Genomic DNA, 18,118 nt, shown 5'->3' on the forward strand with positions numbered 1-18,118 from the left:
CGCCGCCGCCTCGATCGCCGCGTAGAGCTGCTGGGCAGCCTTCTGCGGGTCCGCGGAGGGGTCGTTGAAGAAGTTGGTCACCACGTCGAAGATGGCGCCCTGCACGTAGCTGGAGGCGGCCATGCTGTGGGCCATGCTCGGCACCAGGTTGCCGGCGGCGGAGGCCGCCTTGAAGTCCTTCATCGACTGCTGGGCGCAGGCGTCGAAGGGTTTCATGTCGGCGTCCAGGCGTACCGGGATGGAGCCCTTGGCGAGGTTGAAGTCCTTCTGGAACGCCGGGTCGAGCACCGCGCGGGCCAGGTCTTCCTGGGCCTTGCGGTTATCGGCGTTGCTCAGCTTGAACATCACCAGGGAGTCGATGTTGTAGTCGAAGTCGCCCTGGGTGCCGGGGAACGGCAGGCACTGGTAGTCCTTGCCGGCGACCTTGCTGGCCGCGGTGAACTCGCTCTTGGCCCAGTCGCCCATGATCTGCATGCCGGCCTTGCCGTTGATGACCATGCTGGTGGCGACGTTCCACTCGCGGCCGGCGGCGTCGGCGTCGATGTAGCCACGGAGTTTCTTCAGCGCGGCGAACACCTCGACCATCTGCGCCCCGGTAAGGGTCGCCTTGTCCTGCTCGACGAAGGCCTTGCGGTAGCCGTCCGGGCCCATCTTGCTGAGCACCAGGTTCTCGAACAGGGTGCCGTCCTGCCAGGGCTGGCTGCCATGGGCCAGGGCCACGAAGCCGGCGGCCTTGAGCTTGTCGGCGGCGGCGAAGAACTCGTCGAGGGTGGTCGGCGGGGTGGCGCCGGCCTTCTTGAACACTTCCGGGTTGATGTACAGCCAGTTGACCCGGTGCACGTTGACCGGCACGGCGACGTAGTCACCCTTGTACTTCATGACCTGCGCCACCTGCGGCGGCAGCAGTTGGTCCCACTTGCCCTCGGCGGCGACCTGGTTGAGGTCGGCGAGCAGGCCGAGCTGGCCCCACTCCTGGATGTCCGGCCCCTTGATCTGCGCGGCGGCCGGCGGGTTGCCGGAGACGGCGCGGGTCTTCAGCACGGTCATGGCCGCCTCGCCACCGCCGCCGGCGACGGCGAAGTCCTTCCAGGTATGGCCCTTGGCCTGCACCAGCTTCTTCAGGGTTTCGGCGGCGCGCGCTTCACCGGGCGAAGTCCACCAGTGCAGGACTTCGACTTCACCGGCGTGGGCCAGGGGGGCGAACAGGGAGGACAGACAGACAGCGACGGAAAGGCGGCGGAGCGCATTCATGGAGGGGGACCTGTTCTTGTTATTCGGGGCAAGTCTGCGCTTGCGGTAATCCGAGTCTATCCAAGGCATTTCCTTCTCCGGGTAACGAAGCGATCTTCGATTGTCACGGGGTGGTGACATTTGGGGGTTGGGGTTGAAGAGCCAGGAGCCCCTCTCCCCAGCCCTCTCCCGCAAGCGGGAGAGGGGGCCTTTCGGTGTCCGTTGATGATATGGCGTCAGCCGGCAGCTCCTGAGCTTCAGGCTGACGCCGGACTTGTCGCCGCTCAGGACAAGCCCCCTCTCCCTCAGGGAGAGGGCTGGGGAGAGGGTTGCGAACCTGAATCGAGCGCCAGGCGTATCGCCTCCAGCACCGAATCCATCCGAAGCAAAACATCATGATTCCAGAACCGTAGCACCTGGAAACCCCTGGCGCAGAGCCAGGCGTCCCGCTCCGGATCGGCGACAGAATCCAGGTGCTGGCCGCCGTCCAGCTCGATGACCAGCATCCGTTCCAGGCAGATGAAGTCGGCGATGTAGTGGCCTACGACTTTCTGGCGTTTGAACTTCAAATCCATGAAGCGGTGGCCGCGGAGCCGTTGCCATAAGGCTCGTTCGGCGTCGGTCTGGTCTTTTCGGAGCTGGCGGGAGAAGTCGCGATACGAAGATGACATCCGTGATCTCCTCAGTTCGAAGATCACGGAAGTTACTCGGCTCGGGTTGAAGAGCCCCTCTCCCCAGCCCTCTCCCTGAAGGGAGAGGGGGCAGTCCTCAGCGAGAGGAAACCACTGAGTTCGCCGGAAAGTTCGGAATCAGCAAACGAAATTGCTCTAATCCACCACCAGCCTCGGCAACCGCAACGTCACTCGCAACCCGCCCTCGCGGCGGTTCTGCAGGCTCACCTCGCCGCCATGGGTGTGCGCGATGTTCCTCGCGATGCCCAGCCCCAGCCCGTAGCCCTGCCCTCGCTGCGACAGGCGCACGCGCGGTTCGAAAACCTGCTCCAGGCGCTGTTCCGGCACGCCCGGACCTTCGTCGTCGACGTGCAGCAACAGCGCTTCGGCGCCGTCTTCAACCTGCACTTGCGCGCGCTCGCCGTATTTCAGGGCGTTGTCCAGCAGGTTACCGATGCAGCGGCGCAGCGCCAGCGGCTTGCCCGGGTAGGCTTCGCCGGCCTCGCCGATGAGCCTGACGCGGCCATCGGCCAGGTAGGGGCCGGCGACGTGTTGCAGCAGCTGGTTGATGTCCACCGCCTCGATGTTCTCGTGGATGTCGGTGTCCTTCACGCATTGCAGCGCGCCTTTCACCAGGAGTTCCAGTTCGTCGAGGTCCTGGTTGAGCTTGTCGCGCTGCTGCTCGTCGTCGAGCAGTTCGACGCGCAGGCGCAGGCGGGTGATCGGTGTGCGCAGGTCGTGGGAGATGGCGCTGAACAGCTGGCCGCGCTCGCTGAGGTAGCGGTCGATGCTTTCGCGCATGGTGTTGAAGGCGCGACTGACTTCCACCAGCTCCCGTGCGCCACGCTCCTCCAGCGGCGCCGCCGGGCTGCCCAGGGCCACTTCGCGGGCGGCGCGGGCCAGACGTTTCAGCGGGCGGCTCTGCTGGTGCACCAGCAGGCCGGCGAACAGCAGCAGGAGCAGGCTGGTGATGCCGATGGAGAGCACCTGCTGCGGCGGCAGCGCCGGCGGCTCCAGGCTGACGTAGGGGGTCGGCATCAGGCTGGCGATGTACAGCCACTCGTTCTCGCCGATGCGGATCTGCGTCACCAGCACCGGCGGGTTCACCGGCTCCAGGGTCAGCGCGTAGTGCGCCCAGGAGCGCGGCAGCTCTTCCAGCTTCAGCTCGCTGTTGAACAGGCGCAGGTCGTCCGGGGCGACGAATTCCACCTCAAGCTCCACGTCCTTGCCGAGCTTCTGGCGCAGCACGTCGCTGACGATGTCCAGCACCGCCTGTTTGTTCGGCGTGTCCGGCAGGCTCTGCATGCGCAGCGGGCGCTCGTTGAGCGAGACGAAGAAGCGCGTGCCGCCCATGCTGCGCAACTGGTCCAGCACCAGCGGGCGGTAGCCGATAGGCAGCGAGCGAAAGTAACTGACGCTGGCGGCCATGGAATAGGCCAGGCTGCGCGAGCTGGTGAGCAGCCCGTCGCGCTGGCTGGAGCGCAGGTGCGAGAGCCAGAACAGGCTGGACAGGCCCTGGGCGAGCAGGATCGCCAGCAGGGTCAGCAGCAACATGCGCCCGAGCAGGGAACGCGGCACGAACGCCCAGCGCATCAGCCCACCCGGTGCGGGCGGACCTGCGCCGCCAGCAGGTAGCCGCTGCCGCGCACGGTCTGGATCAGCCGCGGCGCCTTGCCGGTGTCGCGCAGGCGCTGGCGCAGGCGGCTCACCGCCATGTCGACGATGCGCTCCAGCGGGCCGACCTCGCGGCCCCGGGTGGCGTTGCCGATGGTGTCGCGGTCGAGGATCTGCTGCGGATGGTCGAGGAACAGCTTGAGCAGGGCGAAGTCGGCGCCGCTGAGGAAGAATTCCTCGCCGTCCTCGTGGAACAGCCGGTGGCTGACGGTGTCCAGGCGCCAGTCCTCGAAGGCCAGCACCTCGCCGCCGCGTACCTGGCTGAACTGCGCGCGGCGCAGCAGCGCCTTGATCCGCGCCAGCAGCTCGCGCGGGCTGAAGGGCTTGCCCAGGTAGTCGTCGGCGCCCAGTTCCAGGCCGATCACCCGGTCGGTCTCGTCGGAGCTGGCGGTGAGCATGATCACCGGCATGCAGGCCAGGCGCTGGTGCGAGCGAATCCAGCGGCACAGGCTGAAGCCGTCCTCGTCGGGCAGCATCACGTCGAGGATCGCCAGCGCCGCCTCCTCGGCCAGCAGGGCCTGGCGGAAGGCGGCACCGTCGGGAGCGCTGCGCACCTGGAAGCCGGCGCGGCTCAGGTAGGTTTCCAGCAGCTCGCGGATTTCCTGGTCGTCATCCACCAGCAGGATGGATTTGGCGGGTGCGTTCACGGGGCATCCCTTGTTGTTGTTCTAGTGGTTGCGTCGGGGAATCAGGCTTCGGCCAGCAGCGCCTGTTCCAGGGCCACGCCGGCGCCGAACAGGCCGGGGTGGCTGGCGGTCATCACCCAGACCGGCACCCGGCTCAGGTACGGGCCGCTGGTCTTGCCGCGCGCGCAGAAGGCGTCGGCGAAACCGCTGCGCTGGAAGCGTTCGAGGAAGCGCGGAACGATGCCGCCGGTGATGTACACGCCGCCAAGGGCGCCGACGGTCATCACGGCGTTGCCGGCGACCCGCGCCAGCCACACGAAGAAGTGCTCGAGCACCGCGTCGCAGTATGCGTCACCGGCCATGGCGCGCTCGCCGATCTGCGCCGCAGAGAGCGCCAGCGGCTCGACGCCGTCGACCTTGCAGCTGGCCTGGTAGATGTTCTCCAGGCCGCTGCCGGAGAGCGCCCGCTCGGCCGATACGTGGCCGTATTTCTCACGCAATTGCTGCCAGATGGCGAAGTCGCGTTCGCTGGTCACCGGCAGGTCGACGTGACCGCCTTCGCAGGGCAGCACTTCCCAGCCGCCGCCGGGCAGCGGGAACAGGCTGCCGACGCCCAGGCCGGTGCCGGGGCCGATGATCAGCTTGGCGCGGCCGGGCAGCGCCTCGCCTTCGCGCACCTGCACCAGTTCCTCGCCGGCCAGCCGCGAGGCGGCCCAGGCCATGGTGCTGAAGTCGTTGACCAGCAGCAGGTGGCTCAACCCCAGTTCGGCGCGGAAGGCCTCGCGGCGGATCACCCAATGGTTGTTGGTGAAGCGGAAATCGGCCTCGCCCACCGGGCCGGCGCAGGCCAGGCAGACGTTGTGCACGGCGCTGAGCGGCTGGCCGACGCGCTGCAGGTACTCGCGCACGGCATCTTCCGGGCGCGGGAAGTCGGCGCAGGCGAGCACCTCGATGGCCTCCAGGCGCTGCTCGCGCCAGAGGGCGAAGCGGGCGTTGGTCCCGCCGATGTCACCGACCAGCGCGACGCCGGCCGGTGCCTGGGTGTTGTTGTTGGAATTCATCGCGAGCTCGTGGCGGCTGAATGGATTGAGCGGATTCCAGGAAGCGCATGCTCCGCTAAGCGTAGCCCTATCGCAAGGCGTCCAGCTCGGCGGTGAAGGCACAGGCGCCCTGCTCCGCCGAACCGAAGGAACGGCGCATGAAGGCGAACAGCTCGCGGCCCATGCCGCTGTTGTCGTCCTCGGGCAGCGGCGCCAGCGCGCGCGCCTGCCACTCGGCCTCGTCGACCAGCACGCGCAGCTCGCCGGTGGTACCGTCGACACGCACCAGGTCGCCATCGCGCAGGCGCGCCAGCGGGCCGCCGGCGCTGGCCTCGGGAGAAATATGGATGGCCGCCGGCACCTTGCCGGACGCGCCGGACATGCGCCCGTCGGTGACCAGCGCGACCTTGAAGCCGCGGTCCTGCAGCACGCCGAGGAACGGCGTCAGCTTGTGCAGTTCGGGCATGCCGTTGAAGCGCGGGCCCTGGAAGCGCACCACCGCCACCAGGTCGCGCTCCAGCTCGCCGGCCTTGAAGGCGGCGGCCAGGCTGGCCTGGTCGTGGAAGATCCGCGCCGGCGCCTCGACCACCTGGTGCTCGCGGGCCACGGCGGAAACCTTCATCACTCCGCGGCCGAGGTTGCCCTCCATCAGGCGCAGGCCGCCTTCGTGGGAGAACGGCCGGTCGATCGGCCGCAGCACGTCTTCGTCGAGACTCGCGCCCGGGCCGTCGCGCCAGACCAGCTTGCCGCCGTCGAGGAACGGCTCCTGCACGTAGCGGCGCAGGCCCTGGCCGGCGACGGTCTGCACGTCTTCGTGGAGCAACCCGCCGGCGAGCAGCTGGCGGATCAGGAAAGCCATGCCGCCGGCAGCCTGGAAGTGGTTGATGTCGGCCTGGCCGTTGGGATAGATGCGCGCCAGCAGCGGCACCACCTCGGACAGCTCGGCCATGTCCTGCCAGGTCAGCTGGATGCCGGCGGCCTGGGCGATGGCCAGCAGGTGCAGGGTGTGGTTGGTGGAGCCGCCGGTGGCCAGCAGGGCCACCACCGAGTTGACGATGGCGCGCTCGTCGACGATCTCCGCCATCGGCACGTACTGGCCGTTCTCCGGGGTCAGGCGGCTGGCCTGGCGCGCGGCTTCGCGGGTCAGCTCGTCGCGCAGCGGGGTGTCCGGGTTGACGAAGGAGGCGCCCGGCAGGTGCAGGCCCATCACTTCCACCAGCAGCTGGTTGGTGTTGGCGGTGCCGTAGAAGGTGCAGGTGCCCGGGGAATGGTAGGAGGCCATCTCCGAAGCCAGCAGCTCCTCGCGGCTGGCCTTGCCCTCGGCGTAGAGCTGGCGCACGGCGGCCTTCTCCTTGTTGGAGATGCCGGTGGGCATGGGGCCGGCGGGAACGAACACCACCGGCAGGTGGCCGAAGCGCAGCGCACCGATCAGCAGGCCGGGGACGATCTTGTCGCACACGCCCAGGCACAGCGCGGCGTCGAACATGTTGTGCGACAGGGCGATGGCGGTGCCCATGGCGATCACGTCGCGGCTGGCCAGGGACAGTTCCATGCCCGGCTCACCCTGGGTCACGCCGTCGCACATGGCCGGTACGCCGCCGGCGAACTGGCCGACCGAGCCGATCTCGCGCAGGGCCTCCTTGATCAGCGCCGGGAAGCGCTCCAGCGGCTGGTGTGCGGAGAGCATGTCGTTGTAGGCGGAGACGATGCCGACGTTGGCCTGGTTCATCAGCCGCAGCGCCTGCTTGTCCTGCTCGCCGCAGGCGGCCACGCCGTGGGCCAGGTTGCCGCAGGGCAGCGTGCCACGGTGCGGGCCCTTGCCGGCCGCGGCCTTGACCATGGCGAGGTAGCGCTGGCGGGTGGCGGCGCTGCGTTCCTGGATACGGCGGGTGACTTCGAGCACGCGGGGGTGCATGGCAGCATTCTCCTGCAGACTAACGATTGTTGTTTTTACAACATAATCATCGGATAAAGGATGTTTACTTTTCTATTTATAAAAAATTTAATGGTTTTTACCACAAAAACATAAAAGAGACGACGTCCATGCCCCTTCGCCTGGCCATCAACGGTTTCGGTCGCATCGGCCGCAACATCCTCCGCGCGCTGTACACCGCCGACTACCGCCAGCACCTCGAGGTGGTGGCGATCAACGACCTCGGCGACGCCGCCGTCAACGCTCACCTGCTGCAGTACGACAGCGTCCACGGGCGCTTCCCCGGCCAGGTCGAGCACGACGACGACAGCCTCACGGTGAACGGCGACCGCATCCACGTCAGCGCCCTGCGCGACCCCGCGCAACTGCCCTGGAAGGCCCTGGACGTCGATATCGTGCTGGAGTGCAGCGGACATTTCACCAGCCGCGACAAGGCCGCCGCGCACCTGGCTGCCGGGGCGCGCAAGGTGATCATCTCCGCGCCGGCCGGCGGCGTCGACGCGACCATAGTGCACGGCGTCAACCACGAGCTGCTGCGCGCCTCGCACCAGGTCATCTCCAACGCCTCCTGCACCACCAACTGCCTGGCGCCGCTGGCCCAGGTGCTGCACCGCGAGCTGGGCATCGAACAGGGCCTGATGACCACCATACACGCCTACACCAACGATCAGAGCCTCTCCGACGTCTACCACGCCGATGTCTATCGCGCGCGCTCGGCGACCCAGTCGATGATCCCGACCCGCACCGGCGCCGCCGAGGCGGTGGGCCTGGTGCTGCCGGAGCTGGCCGGCAAGCTCAGCGGCCTGGCGGTGCGGGTGCCGGTGATCAATGTCTCGCTGGTGGACCTGACCGTGCAGTTGGCCCGCGACACTACGGTGGAAGAGGTCAACCAGCTGTTCCGCGTGGCCAGCCGGGGCTCGCGCATCCTCGGCTACAACAGCCAGCCGCTGGTGTCGGTGGATTTCAACCACGACCCGCGCTCGGCGATCTTCGACGCCAACCACACCAGGCTCAGTGGCCGGCTGCTGAAGGTGATGGCCTGGTACGACAACGAGTGGGGCTTCTCCAACCGCATGCTCGACAACGCCCTGGCACTGTGGCACGCGCCGGCCTGAGCCGGCCCGATGGCGGAGCCTTGCGCTCCGCCGTGGAGCCCGGACTCAGGCGAAGAACTCCACCTCGCCGCCCTGCAGGTGATAGAGCGAGCCGGCCAGCCTGATCCGCCCCTCTGCTTCCAGCTTCGCCAGCACCGGGCTGTCGCGGCGGATGCGCTCCAGGGTCAGGCGTACATGGGTGCGCGCCACCGCGTCGACGTAAGCCGGGTTTCTCGCGCTGCGCTCGCCGGGATATTCGGTTGCGGCCAGCGCCGGCTCGATCTTTTTCAGCAGGCCCGTCAGGTGCCCCAGCTGCGCGCCGTCGATGGCGCCCTTGATCGCCCCACAGGCGGTGTGGCCCATGACCAGCACCACCTTGGCCCCGGAGGCCGCGCAGGCGAATTCCAGGCTGCCCAGCAGGTCGTCGTTGACCACGTTGCCGGCCACGCGGGCGCTGAAGCTGTCGGCGATGCCCATGTCGAAGAGAATTTCCGCCGGCGCACGCGAGTCGATGCAGCTGAGGATCACCGCCGCCGGGTACTGCCCGCCGCTGCTCGCGCGCTTCTGCGCCAGGTAGTCGTACTGCCGCATGCGGCCGCTGCGGAAGCGCTCGTTACCCTGCTTCAGGCGTTCGATGACCTGCGCCGGGCTCAGCGCGTCACGCTCGGCCCTGCTCAGGGCCGCGGCCTCGGCCTCGCCGGGCGCGCCGAGCCAGCCGGCGCCGGCGGTGAGACCCAGCGCTGCGAGACCGGCTCCGCCCAGGAGCAGGGAGCGGCGCCGAGGGTTTTCCAGAGCGGGCTGGGTACAACAGGGGCGGTCGTGCATGGGGGACTCCTGATGGCTGGCTTGCGGGAGGCGCCAATTAACATCGGCGCCCTACCCGCCCGCTGCCCGTCCCTTCCGCAAAAGCCGTCGGGCGTTTCCCGGCTAGCGATATTTACGTCGGCCGCGCGCCTGCAGCGCCAGCAGGCGCATGTCGGCCTCGGCCAGCACGACCTGGCGCTCGCCCTTGTCCAGGCGCTTCCAGGCCTTGATCTCGGCGCGGCTGCGGCCGCAGCCACGGCAGACGCCGTCATCGAACTCGCAGACCTTGATGCAGGGATCTTTCACGCGAACTCCAGAAAGGCTTCGTACGCCTCCACCATGGGGGCGACCAGCGCCCACTTGAAGGCAACGGCGACGAAAGGTCCAACGCAGAAACGCAATCGCCCCGATCGGCCGGGCCGATCGGGGCGATGCGTGCCGTCGCGAAGGCGGATCAGAGCAGGTTGAACTGGGTTTCCTTCACGTCATCCGAGTCCAGCCCGATCATCACCTTGAACTCGCCCGGCTCCGAGGCGTAGCGCAGGTTGCTGTCGTAGAAGCGCAGGTCTTCTTCGCGGATCGGGAATTCCACCACCTGGGATTCGCCCGGCTTGAGCATGACCTTACGGAAGCCCTTGAGCTCCTTGACCGGGCGGCTGATGGACGCCACCACGTCGCGCAGGTACAGCTGCACCACGGTCTCGCCGGCCAGCTTGCCGGTGTTCTTCACCGTCACCCGCGCCTTGAGGGTCTCGCCCTTGCGCAGCTTGGCGCTGGACAGCTGCACGTCGGACACACTGAAGCCGGTGTAGCTCAGGCCGAAGCCGAAGGGGTACAGCGGGCCGTTCTGCGAGTCGAAGTAGCGCGAGGTGTACTTGTTCGGGTGCTCGTGGTCGAACGGGCGGCCGGTGTTCAGGTGGTTGTAGTAGATCGGGATCTGCCCCACCGAACGCGGGAAGGTCATCGGCAGCTTGCCCGAAGGGTTGTAGTCGCCGAACAGCACGTCGGCGATGGCGTTGCCGCCCTCGGTGCCGCTGAACCAGGTTTCCAGCACGGCGTCGGCACTCGCCGACTCCCAGCGCAGGTCCAGCGGGCGGCCGTTCATCAGCACCAGCACCAGCGGCTTGCCGGTGGCCTTGAGCGCCTTGAGCAGCTCGACCTGGCTCTGCGCCAGGCGCAGGTTGGTCTTGCTCGACGCCTCGTGGGCCATGCCCTGGGCCTCGCCGACCACGGCGACGACCACGTCGGCCTGCCTGGCCTTGGCCACCGCCTCGTCGATCATCTGCTGCGGGGTGCGCGAATCGATCTTCACGTCCTCGCTGTACTCGTTGAGGTACTTGATGATCTCCGCGTCGTCGGTGACGTTGGCGCCCTTGGCGTAGAGCAGCGCGGCCTTGCCACGGGTGGCGTGGCCCATGCCTTCGAGCACGGTCACCGCCTGGAAGGCCTTGCCGGCGGCGGACCAGCTGCCCATCACGTCGCGCTTGCTGTCGGCCAGCGGGCCGATCAGGGCGATGGTGCCGCTGCGCTTGAGCGGCAGCACGTCGCCCTGGTTCTTCAGCAGGACCATGCCGCGGCGCGCCACATCGCGAGCCTCGGCGCGGTGCAGGCGGCTCTCGGCGTCGGTGTCCACCGGGTCGGCGCCCTGCAGGTAGCGGTACGGGTCCTTGAACAGGCCCATGTCCCACTTGGCCGCCAGCACGTCGCGGCAGGCGCGGTCGATGTCAGCCTGGCTGATGGCGCCGGCCTTGAGCAGCTCCGGCAGCTCCTTGCCGTAGAGGTCGTCGTTCATGTTCATCTCGACGCCCGCGGTCATCGCCAGGCGCGCGGCCTCGCGCGGCTCGCCGGCGACGCCGTGCTTGATCAGCTCCATCACCGCGCCGTGGTCGCTGAGCAGCACGCCCTGGTAGCCCCACTGCTTGCGCAGCACGTCCTGCAGCAGCCACTTGTTGGCGGTGGCCGGCACGCCGTTGACGCTGTTCAGCGACACCATCACCGCGCCGGCGCCGGCGTCGATGGCCGCGCGGTACGGCGGCAGGTAGTCCTGGAACATACGCGGCAGGCTCATGTCCACGGTGTTGTAGTCGCGGCCGCCTTCGCCGGCGCCGTACAGGGCGAAGTGCTTGACCCCGGCCATGATCGTGCCCGGCTGGTCCAGGCCCTTGCCCTGGTAGGCGCGGACCACGGTCTCGGCGATGCGGCTGACCAGGTAGGTGTCCTCGCCGAAACCTTCGGACATCCGGCCCCAGCGCGGGTCACGGGCGATGTCGACAGTCGGCGAGTAGGTCAGGTTGAGGCCGTCGGCGCTGGCTTCCAGCGCGGCGATGCGTGCGCTCTCGGCGACCGCGTGCATGTCCCAGCTCGAGGCCAGGCCCAGGCCGATGGGGAACACGGTGCGGTGGCCATGGACCACGTCGTAGGCGAAGAACAGCGGAATCTTCAGGCGGCTGCGCATGGCCGCGTCCTGCAGGTCGCGGATACCCGGGCGGACCACGGTGTTGAACACCGCGCCGGTGGTGCCGGCCTTGATCTCTTCCAGCAATACCGGCTTCGGGTGATCGGGACCGACGCTGACCAGGCGCAGCTGGCCGATCTTTTCCTCGAGGGTCATCTGCTGCATCAGCCGGCTGATGAAAGCGTCCTTGGACTGCCCCGGCGCGGGAACCGCCGGCCCCTCGGCAGCGAGCAGGGAAATGCTGTTCAGCCCCAGCAGCAGGCCGAGGCAGAGTTGGGTTTTTCTCATTATGCGCACTCAGTGGCCCACGCCGGGGCGCCGACCCACTGTCGAATGTTGGAAGAATCGATGACCGCCATGCCCGGGCCGAATCCGGCGGCTCCCCCAGGTGCCGCCGCCGGCGCCCGTCACGGCGCGGCACATAAGGTCGTCGCGCGCGCGGCGGAAGTCAACGGTTGAAAGGTTTCAGCGGCGGCGCCCCGACTTTCGGCCGTCAGCCTCAGTAGTCGCGGTCGCGAGCCTGTGCCTCGAGTTCCTCGCGCATGGCCTCGGCCAGGGCGCGCTCCTCGTCGTATTCGTCGGCCTCGGGCACCACCGGCGCGGGTGGCGCGACGGGCTCCGGTGCCTCGTCCACGGCGCTCGCGAGTGGGGCTTGCTCCGCATCGGCATCGGCATCGGCATCGGCTTCGGCTTCGGCTTCGGCTTCGGCTTCGGTGTCAGCTTCGGTTTCGGCTTGGCTGTCGGCTTCGTCGGCCGGCGCATTCTCCGGCGGCGGCAGTTCGAGCAGGTCGTCGAAGTCGGTCTTCAAGCCCTGCTCCATCTCGTCCAGTTCGGCGAGCAGGCTGCGGAAGCTGGTTTCCTCGGGCTTCTCGTCCGGCACCGGGGCTTCCGGTTCCTCGCCGGCGGCGCGCAGCGCCTGGTCGGCCAGGGCCTGGATCGAGGCCGGCACGTAGTCCTCGTCGAGGATCGGGCTGGGCAGGTTGATCGGCACCAGTTGCACGTCTTCCGGCTCGGCCTCCATCTCGCGCAGCTCGGCCAGCGGCGGCAGCTCTTCCAGGCTCTTCAGGTTGAAGTAGTCGAGGAAGGTCCGGGTGGTGGCGAGCATCGCCGGGCGCCCGGGCACTTCGCGGTAGCCGACGATGCGGATCCACTCGCGCTCCATCAACGTCTTGATGATCTGGGTGTTCACCGCCACGCCGCGGATCTCCTCGATCTCGCCACGGGTGATGGGCTGCCGGTAGGCGATCAGCGCCAGGGTCTCCAGCAACGCCCGGGAATAGCGCTGCGGGCGCTCTTCCCAGAGGCGGCCGACCCAGGGTGAAAGCGGCTCGCGAATCTGCAGGCGGTAGCCGGTGGCCACTTCCTTGAGCTCGAAGGCGCGCCCGGCGCAGGACAGCGCCAGGATCGCCAGGGCGTCACGGAACAGCTGCGGCTCCGGGCGCTCGGCCTCCTCGAACAGCTCGCCCAGGCGCTCCAGCGACAGCGGCCGGCCGGAAGCCAGCAGGATGCCTTCGAGCAGGGTCGCCAGTTCGTGGGGGTCGGAGAGGTTCATCGGGTCGCTCGGGTCGGGTTGCGGGAATCGCCGGTCTGGCGGGAAAACTACTCAATGCGCGGCGTCAGGGCAACGCCGGGGGCTCAGAGCGGCTCGTCGTCGGCGTCGGACAGCTCGCTCGGCTCGTCGAAGCCGCCTTCCTCGAAGGTCGGGTCGGCGACTGGCGCATCGTCGGCCTCGAAGACACCCTCGTCGCCCTCTTCCAGCGTCTCGTCCGGCGCCGGGCCTTCCTGCACCTCGCTGCGGGCGCGCACGTGGATCGGCGCGAAGGCCTGGTTCTGCACCAGTTCGATCAACTGCTCCTTGACCAGTTCGAGCACCGCCATGAAGGTCACCACCACGCCCAGGCGGCCCTCCTCGACGCTGAACAGCTCGATGAAGGGCACGAAACCGGCGCCCTTCAGGCGCTCGAGAATCTCGCTCATGCGCTCGCGGGTCGACAGCGTCTCGCGGGTAACCTGGTGGCTTTCGAAGAGGTCGGCGCGGCGCAGAACCTCGGCCATGCTCAGCATCAGCTCGTGCATGTCCACCTCGGGCAGCAGCTTGCGCGCCCGCGCCTCGGGCGCCGCGACGGTCGGCACCACGTAGTCGCGGCCCTGGCGCGGCAGGTCGTCGATATCCGCGGCGGCCTGCTTGAAGCGCTCATACTCCTGCAGGCGGCGGATCAGCTCGGCGCGCGGGTCTTCCTCGTCTTCCTCGGCTTCGCTCGAACGCGGCAACAGCATGCGCGACTTGATCTCGGCGAGCATCGCGGCCATCACCAGGTACTCGGCGGCCAGCTCCAGGCGCACCGACTTCATCAGCTCGACGTAGCTCATGTACTGGCGGGTGATCTCGGCCACCGGAATGTCGAGGACGTCGATGTTCTGCTTGCGGATCAGGTACAGCAGCAGGTCGAGCGGGCCTTCGAAGGCTTCGAGGAAGACCTCCAGGGCGTCCGGCGGGATGTACAGGTCCTGCGGCAGCTCGGTGACCGCCTCGCCATAGACGAGCGCCAGCTGCACCGGCTCGCGGTACTCGGCGGGGCTGGAAGGGGCTTGCGGCTCGGTCAGGTCGCTCATCGGCCTCTCGTCGGGCGGGACGGTTCACGGGGCGGCATTATCCCTGCTTTACAGCGGCGATGGTGAGGGAATTGGACGGAATGGCGCCACCCACGCCATCCGCGCCCTGCGCGCAAATCGCGGGCAGGGCGCGCTACAGGGAGTTTCGGTGCAGCGTGGGGGACGCGTAGGGCGCATAACGCCCCAGGCGTTATCCGCCGTCGGCCTCCGCGCCAAGGCAATCGGCGGATAACCGCGAACGGTTATTCGCCCTACGAAAAGCGCCTCGGCGTAGCCGGTAAGATAATTGCCCCTACAATTCCCTGCCTAGTCCGAGCGGCCTAGCGGTACACCAGCCCCATCGCCTGGCGCACTTCCACCAGGGTCTCGCGCGCCGCCTCGCGGGCCCGTTCGGCGCCCTCGGCGAGGATGCTGCGGACCAGCTCGGGGTTGTCCTCGTAGTCCAGGGCGCGCTCCTGGATCGGCGCCAGTTCCTGGTTGATCGACTCGATCAGCGGCCGCTTGCAGTCCAGGCAGCCGATCCCGGCGCTGCGGCAGCCTTCCTGGACCCAGCGCTTGCAGCCGTCGTCGGAGTAGATCAGGTGCCACTGCCACACCGGGCAACGCTCCGGCTCGCCCGGGTCGTTGCGGCGCACCCGCGCCGGGTCGGTAGGCATGCGCGCGATCTTTTCCTCCACCTCCGCCGGGCTTTCGCGCAGGCCGATGGTGTTGCCATGCGACTTGGACATCTTGTGCCCGTCCAGGCCGGGCATGCGCGCGGCCTCGCCGACCAGGGTCTGCGGCTCGGGCAGCAGCACCCGGCTGCTGCCCTCCAGGTAGCCGAACAACCGCTCGCGGTCGCCGAGGGTCAGGTTCTGCTGCTCCTTGAGCAGCGCCCGCGCGGTCTCCAGGGCGTCGTCGTCGCCCTGCTCCTGCCAGGCCCGGCGCAGGTTGTTGTAGAGCTTCGAGGTCTTCTTGCCCAGGCGCGCCAGGGCCGCCTGGGCCTTGTCCTCGAAGTCCACTTCGCCGCCGTACAGGTGGTTGAAGCGCCGCGCCACCTCGCGGGCGAACTCGACGTGGGCCAGCTGGTCGGAGCCCACCGGCACCAGGCCGGCGCGGTAGACCAGGATGTCCGCCGCCTGCAGCAGCGGGTAGCCGAGGAAGCCGTAGGTCGACAGGTCCTTGTGGCTGAGCTTTTCCTGCAGCTCCTTGTAGGTCGGCACCCGCTCCAGCCACGGCAGCGGGCAGATCATCGACAGCAGCAGGTGCAGTTCGGCGTGCTCGGGCACCTGGGACTGGATGAACAGGGTCGCGGCGCTGGGGCTGACGCCCACCGCCAGCCAGTCGATGGCCATGTCGCGGACGTGCTGGCGAATCTGCCCGACGTCGTCGTACTCGGTGGTCAGGGCGTGCCAGTCGACGATGGAGAAGAAGCACTCGTACTCGTGCTGCAGGCGCACCCAGTGGTGCAGCACGCCGTGCAGGTGCCCCAGGTGCAGGCGCCCGGTGGGGCGCATGCCGGACAGCACGCGGCGCTGGGATTCGACATTGCTCAAGCGCGGGGCCTCGGAAGGTCGATCAAGGGCGGCAGTATAGAAGAGCGTTTCAGGCGTAGGCCTGGAACGGCGCCGGGTCGCCACAGCCGACCCGCACCACTTCAGGCTCGTCGCCGGTCAGCTTGATCACGGTGGAGGCCTCGCCGCCGCCATAGCCGCCGTCCAGCACCAGGTCCACCTGGTGCTCCAGCAGTTGGCGCATCTCCTGGGGGTCGTTCAGCGGCTCGGTTTCGCCGGGCATGATCAGGCTCACGCTCATCAGCGGCTCGCCCAGCTCCTGCAGCAGCGCCTGGGCGATCGGGCAGGCCGGCACGCGCAGGCCGATGGTGCGCCGCTTGGGGTGCAGCAGCATGCGCGGCACCTCGCGGGTGGCGTCGAGGATGAAGGTGTAGGGCCCCGGAGTGTGCGCCTTGAGCAGGCGGAACAGGCCGGTGTCGACCTTGGCGTAGAGCCCCAGTTCGGACAGGTCGCGGCACACCAGGGTGAAGTTGTGCTTGTCGTCCAGCTTGCGCAGGCGGCGAATGCGCTCCACCGCGCCCTTCTCGCCCAGGCGGCAGCCCAGGGCGTAGGAGGAATCGGTGGGATAGGCGATCACCCCGCCCTGGCGGACGATCTCCACCGCCTGCTTGATCAGGCGCGGCTGGGGGTTTTCCGGATGGACCTGGAAAAACTGGCTCATGAAGTCTCCTCAAGGGCCGCGGCGGCGCCGGCGAAGCGCTTCCAGAGCGGCGGAAGGTCGTCCGGCAGCGGCCGGTACAGGCCCAGCTCGGACCAGTCGCTGGGCCCGTGAAAATCGCTGCCGGCGCTCACCAGCAGGCCGAATTCGCGGGCCAGGATGCTCAGCACGCCGACCTGGTCGGCCGGCTGCAGGCCGTTGACCACTTCGATGGCGTGGCCGCCGGCCTGGATGAAGTCGGCGATCAGCTTGCGCCGCTTGGTGCGGGTGAAGTCGTACTGGTAGGGGTGCGCCAGGCTGATCCAGGCGCCCGCCGCGCGCAGCGTCCCGACCGCTTCATCGAGGCTCGGCCAGTGCTGCTTGACGTCGCCCAGCTTGCCGGCCCCCAGCCACTTGCGGAACGCCTCGGCGCGCTCGGCGACATGGCCCTGGCGCACCAGGAACTCGGCGAAGTGCGGCCGCGCCGGGGCGTTCTCGCTGTCGCCCAGCTCGCGCTGGATCGCCCGCGCGCCTTCGAAGGCGCCGGGCATGCCCTTGGCCGCCAGGCGCTGGCCGATCTCCTCGGCGCGCGCCCAGCGCCCGCGATGCAGGTCGTCCAGGGCGCGCAGCAACGGCTCGGCGGCACTGTCGAAGGCGTAACCGAGCACATGGATGGTCGCCCCGCCCCAGGTGCAGGACAGCTCCACGCCGTTGATCAGGAGCATCCCCAGGGCGTCGGCGGCGGCGCGCGCCTCGGCCAGGCCCTCGAGGGTGTCGTGGTCGCTCAAGGCGAGCACGCGCACGCCGCGCTGGTGGGCGCGGGCGACCACGGCGGCGGGCGGCAACTGGCCGTCGGAGGCGGTGCTGTGGCAATGCAGGTCGACGCGCATGGGCATACCGGGACGGGTTTTACTCTGTATAGACGTTCGACCGCCCCCCTTCACGGTGGCGGATGCGTAACAGGACGAGACGGGTGACTATTTCAGTTCGTCCGCAGGTTGGTATTATGCCGCCACAACTGGGCTCTGGCTGCCGTAATGAAGCAATTCATCGATTTCATCCCCCTCATCCTGTTCTTCATCGTCTACAAGCTGGATCCGCGCACGGTCGAACTCGCCGGGCACTCCTTCAGCGTGGGGGGCATCTACAGCGCCACCGCGGTGCTGATCGCCACCTCGGTGGTGGTCTACGGCGCGCTGCTGATCAAGCAGCGCCGGCTGGACAAGGGCCAGTGGCTGACCCTGGCCGCGTGCCTGGTGTTCGGCGGCATGACCCTGGCCTTCCACAGCGAAACCTTCCTCAAGTGGAAGGCGCCGGTGGTGAACTGGCTGTTCGCCCTGGGCTTCCTCTGCAGCACCCTGGTCGGCGACCGCCGGCCGCTGATCCAGCGCATCATGGGCCACGCCGTGCAACTGCCGGAGCCGATCTGGATGCGCCTGAACCTGGCCTGGGTGCTGTTCTTCGTGGTCTGCGGCTGCATCCAGCTGTTCGTCGCCTTCACCTTCGAGCGCTTCTGGGTGGACTTCAAGGTATTCGGCAGCCTGGGCATGACCCTGCTGTTCCTGATCGGCCAGGGCGTGTTCCTGGCCCGCCACATGCACGACGCCCCAACCGGCGAAAAGCCCAAGGACTGACATGCTCTACGCAATCATCGCCCGCGACATCACCGCCTCCCAAGAACGCCGCCTGGCCGCGCGCCCGGCGCACCTCGCCCGCCTCGAGCAGCTCAAGGACGAAGGCCGCCTGGTCCTCGCCGGCCCGCACCCGGCGATCGACAGCCCCGACCCG

At 68.4% G+C, this 18,118-nt stretch carries 17 protein-coding genes; 3 read left to right on the forward strand and 14 right to left on the reverse strand.

Features of this window, described 5'->3' with window-relative positions; genetic code table 11:
- The 6 genes from P3W75_RS12735 to edd all read right to left on the reverse strand — a co-directional run.
- Positions 1-1,251: ABC transporter substrate-binding protein (locus tag P3W75_RS12735; protein ID WP_276227708.1), on the reverse strand; the 1,251-nt coding region annotated here is incomplete at its 3' end.
- Positions 1,252-1,535: 284 nt separating this feature from the next.
- Positions 1,536-1,901: an endonuclease domain-containing protein gene (locus tag P3W75_RS12740; protein WP_276227721.1), complete on the reverse strand. Its 366-nt coding sequence runs from the start codon at positions 1,899-1,901 to the stop codon at positions 1,536-1,538.
- Between the two features lie 156 nt (positions 1,902-2,057).
- Positions 2,058-3,479 carry an ATP-binding protein gene (locus P3W75_RS12745; protein WP_276227722.1) on the reverse strand — a complete coding sequence of 474 codons (1,422 nt, stop codon included), beginning with the start codon at positions 3,477-3,479 and terminating at the stop codon, positions 2,058-2,060.
- A 14-nt stretch (positions 3,480-3,493) separates the two neighbouring features.
- Entirely contained in the window at positions 3,494-4,222 is a 729-nt protein-coding gene (locus tag P3W75_RS12750; protein WP_276227709.1) for a response regulator, read from the reverse strand.
- Positions 4,223-4,263: 41 nt separating this feature from the next.
- A complete protein-coding gene (locus P3W75_RS12755) occupies positions 4,264-5,262 on the reverse strand; it encodes a glucokinase (RefSeq protein WP_276227710.1) in 999 nt (332 codons plus the stop codon).
- Between the two features lie 67 nt (positions 5,263-5,329).
- Positions 5,330-7,156: a phosphogluconate dehydratase gene (edd, locus tag P3W75_RS12760; protein ID WP_276227711.1), complete on the reverse strand. Its 1,827-nt coding sequence runs from the start codon at positions 7,154-7,156 to the stop codon at positions 5,330-5,332.
- A 128-nt stretch (positions 7,157-7,284) separates the two neighbouring features.
- Here edd and gap point away from each other — a divergent pair, with 128 nt between their 5' ends.
- On the forward strand, positions 7,285-8,289 hold the full coding sequence (gap, locus tag P3W75_RS12765; protein ID WP_276227712.1) for a type I glyceraldehyde-3-phosphate dehydrogenase: 1,005 nt from the start codon (positions 7,285-7,287) through the stop codon (positions 8,287-8,289).
- A gap of 45 nt (positions 8,290-8,334) precedes the next feature.
- Here gap and P3W75_RS12770 read toward each other — a convergent pair whose 3' ends face one another.
- From P3W75_RS12770 to P3W75_RS12805, 8 genes are all read right to left on the reverse strand, one after another.
- Positions 8,335-9,093: a carbonic anhydrase family protein gene (locus P3W75_RS12770; RefSeq protein WP_276227713.1), complete on the reverse strand. Its 759-nt coding sequence runs from the start codon at positions 9,091-9,093 to the stop codon at positions 8,335-8,337.
- Between the two features lie 102 nt (positions 9,094-9,195).
- A complete protein-coding gene (locus tag P3W75_RS12775; RefSeq protein ID WP_276227714.1) occupies positions 9,196-9,378 on the reverse strand; it encodes a DUF1289 domain-containing protein in 183 nt (60 codons plus the stop codon).
- 148 nt (positions 9,379-9,526) lie between these two features.
- On the reverse strand, positions 9,527-11,815 hold the full coding sequence (bglX, locus tag P3W75_RS12780) for a beta-glucosidase BglX (protein WP_276227715.1): 2,289 nt from the start codon (positions 11,813-11,815) through the stop codon (positions 9,527-9,529).
- Between the two features lie 211 nt (positions 11,816-12,026).
- Entirely contained in the window at positions 12,027-13,079 is a 1,053-nt protein-coding gene (scpB, locus tag P3W75_RS12785) for an SMC-Scp complex subunit ScpB (RefSeq protein WP_276227716.1), read from the reverse strand.
- 83 nt (positions 13,080-13,162) lie between these two features.
- On the reverse strand, positions 13,163-14,011 hold the full coding sequence (locus P3W75_RS12790; protein WP_276227723.1) for a segregation and condensation protein A: 849 nt from the start codon (positions 14,009-14,011) through the stop codon (positions 13,163-13,165).
- A gap of 449 nt (positions 14,012-14,460) precedes the next feature.
- Entirely contained in the window at positions 14,461-15,675 is a 1,215-nt protein-coding gene (locus P3W75_RS12795; RefSeq protein ID WP_276227717.1) for a tryptophan--tRNA ligase, read from the reverse strand.
- 49 nt (positions 15,676-15,724) lie between these two features.
- On the reverse strand, positions 15,725-16,354 hold the full coding sequence (locus P3W75_RS12800) for an L-threonylcarbamoyladenylate synthase (RefSeq protein ID WP_276227718.1): 630 nt from the start codon (positions 16,352-16,354) through the stop codon (positions 15,725-15,727).
- The gene (locus P3W75_RS12805) at positions 16,351-17,220 is read right to left on the reverse strand and encodes a PHP domain-containing protein (RefSeq protein ID WP_276227719.1); all 870 of its coding nucleotides are present in this window, start codon (positions 17,218-17,220) and stop codon (positions 16,351-16,353) included. Before P3W75_RS12805 ends, P3W75_RS12800 begins: the two co-directional genes overlap by 4 nt.
- 147 nt (positions 17,221-17,367) lie before the next feature.
- Between P3W75_RS12805 and P3W75_RS12810 the strand changes: the two genes are divergently transcribed.
- Both P3W75_RS12810 and P3W75_RS12815 read left to right on the forward strand, forming a co-directional pair.
- Entirely contained in the window at positions 17,368-17,964 is a 597-nt protein-coding gene (locus P3W75_RS12810; protein ID WP_276227720.1) for a septation protein A, read from the forward strand.
- A gap of 1 nt (position 17,965) precedes the next feature.
- Positions 17,966-18,118, forward strand: a 153-nt coding sequence (locus P3W75_RS12815; protein WP_276227724.1) for a YciI family protein, incomplete at its 3' end; no start/stop codon positions are given.

The sequence above is a fragment of the Pseudomonas citronellolis genome (genome assembly GCF_029335315.1).
In the GTDB taxonomy this organism is placed as follows: Bacteria; Pseudomonadota; Gammaproteobacteria; order Pseudomonadales; family Pseudomonadaceae; genus Pseudomonas; species Pseudomonas citronellolis_A.

Excerpts from the sequence above, each read along its gene's own strand:
- P3W75_RS12740 (WP_276227721.1), bottom strand. The coding sequence starts at position 1,901 with ATGTCATCTTCGTATCGCGACTTCTCCCGCCAGCTCCGAAAAGACCAG.
- P3W75_RS12755 (WP_276227710.1), bottom strand. The coding sequence starts at position 5,262 with ATGAATTCCAACAACAACACCCAGGCACCGGCCGGCGTCGCGCTGGTC.
- edd (WP_276227711.1), bottom strand. The coding sequence starts at position 7,156 with ATGCACCCCCGCGTGCTCGAAGTCACCCGCCGTATCCAGGAACGCAGC.
- gap (WP_276227712.1), top strand. The coding sequence starts at position 7,285 with ATGCCCCTTCGCCTGGCCATCAACGGTTTCGGTCGCATCGGCCGCAAC.
- P3W75_RS12770 (WP_276227713.1), bottom strand. The coding sequence starts at position 9,093 with ATGCACGACCGCCCCTGTTGTACCCAGCCCGCTCTGGAAAACCCTCGG.
- bglX (WP_276227715.1), bottom strand. The coding sequence starts at position 11,815 with ATGAGAAAAACCCAACTCTGCCTCGGCCTGCTGCTGGGGCTGAACAGC.
- scpB (WP_276227716.1), bottom strand. The coding sequence starts at position 13,079 with ATGAACCTCTCCGACCCCCACGAACTGGCGACCCTGCTCGAAGGCATC.
- P3W75_RS12800 (WP_276227718.1), bottom strand. The coding sequence starts at position 16,354 with ATGAGCCAGTTTTTCCAGGTCCATCCGGAAAACCCCCAGCCGCGCCTG.
- P3W75_RS12805 (WP_276227719.1), bottom strand. The coding sequence starts at position 17,220 with ATGCGCGTCGACCTGCATTGCCACAGCACCGCCTCCGACGGCCAGTTG.
- P3W75_RS12810 (WP_276227720.1), top strand. The coding sequence starts at position 17,368 with ATGAAGCAATTCATCGATTTCATCCCCCTCATCCTGTTCTTCATCGTC.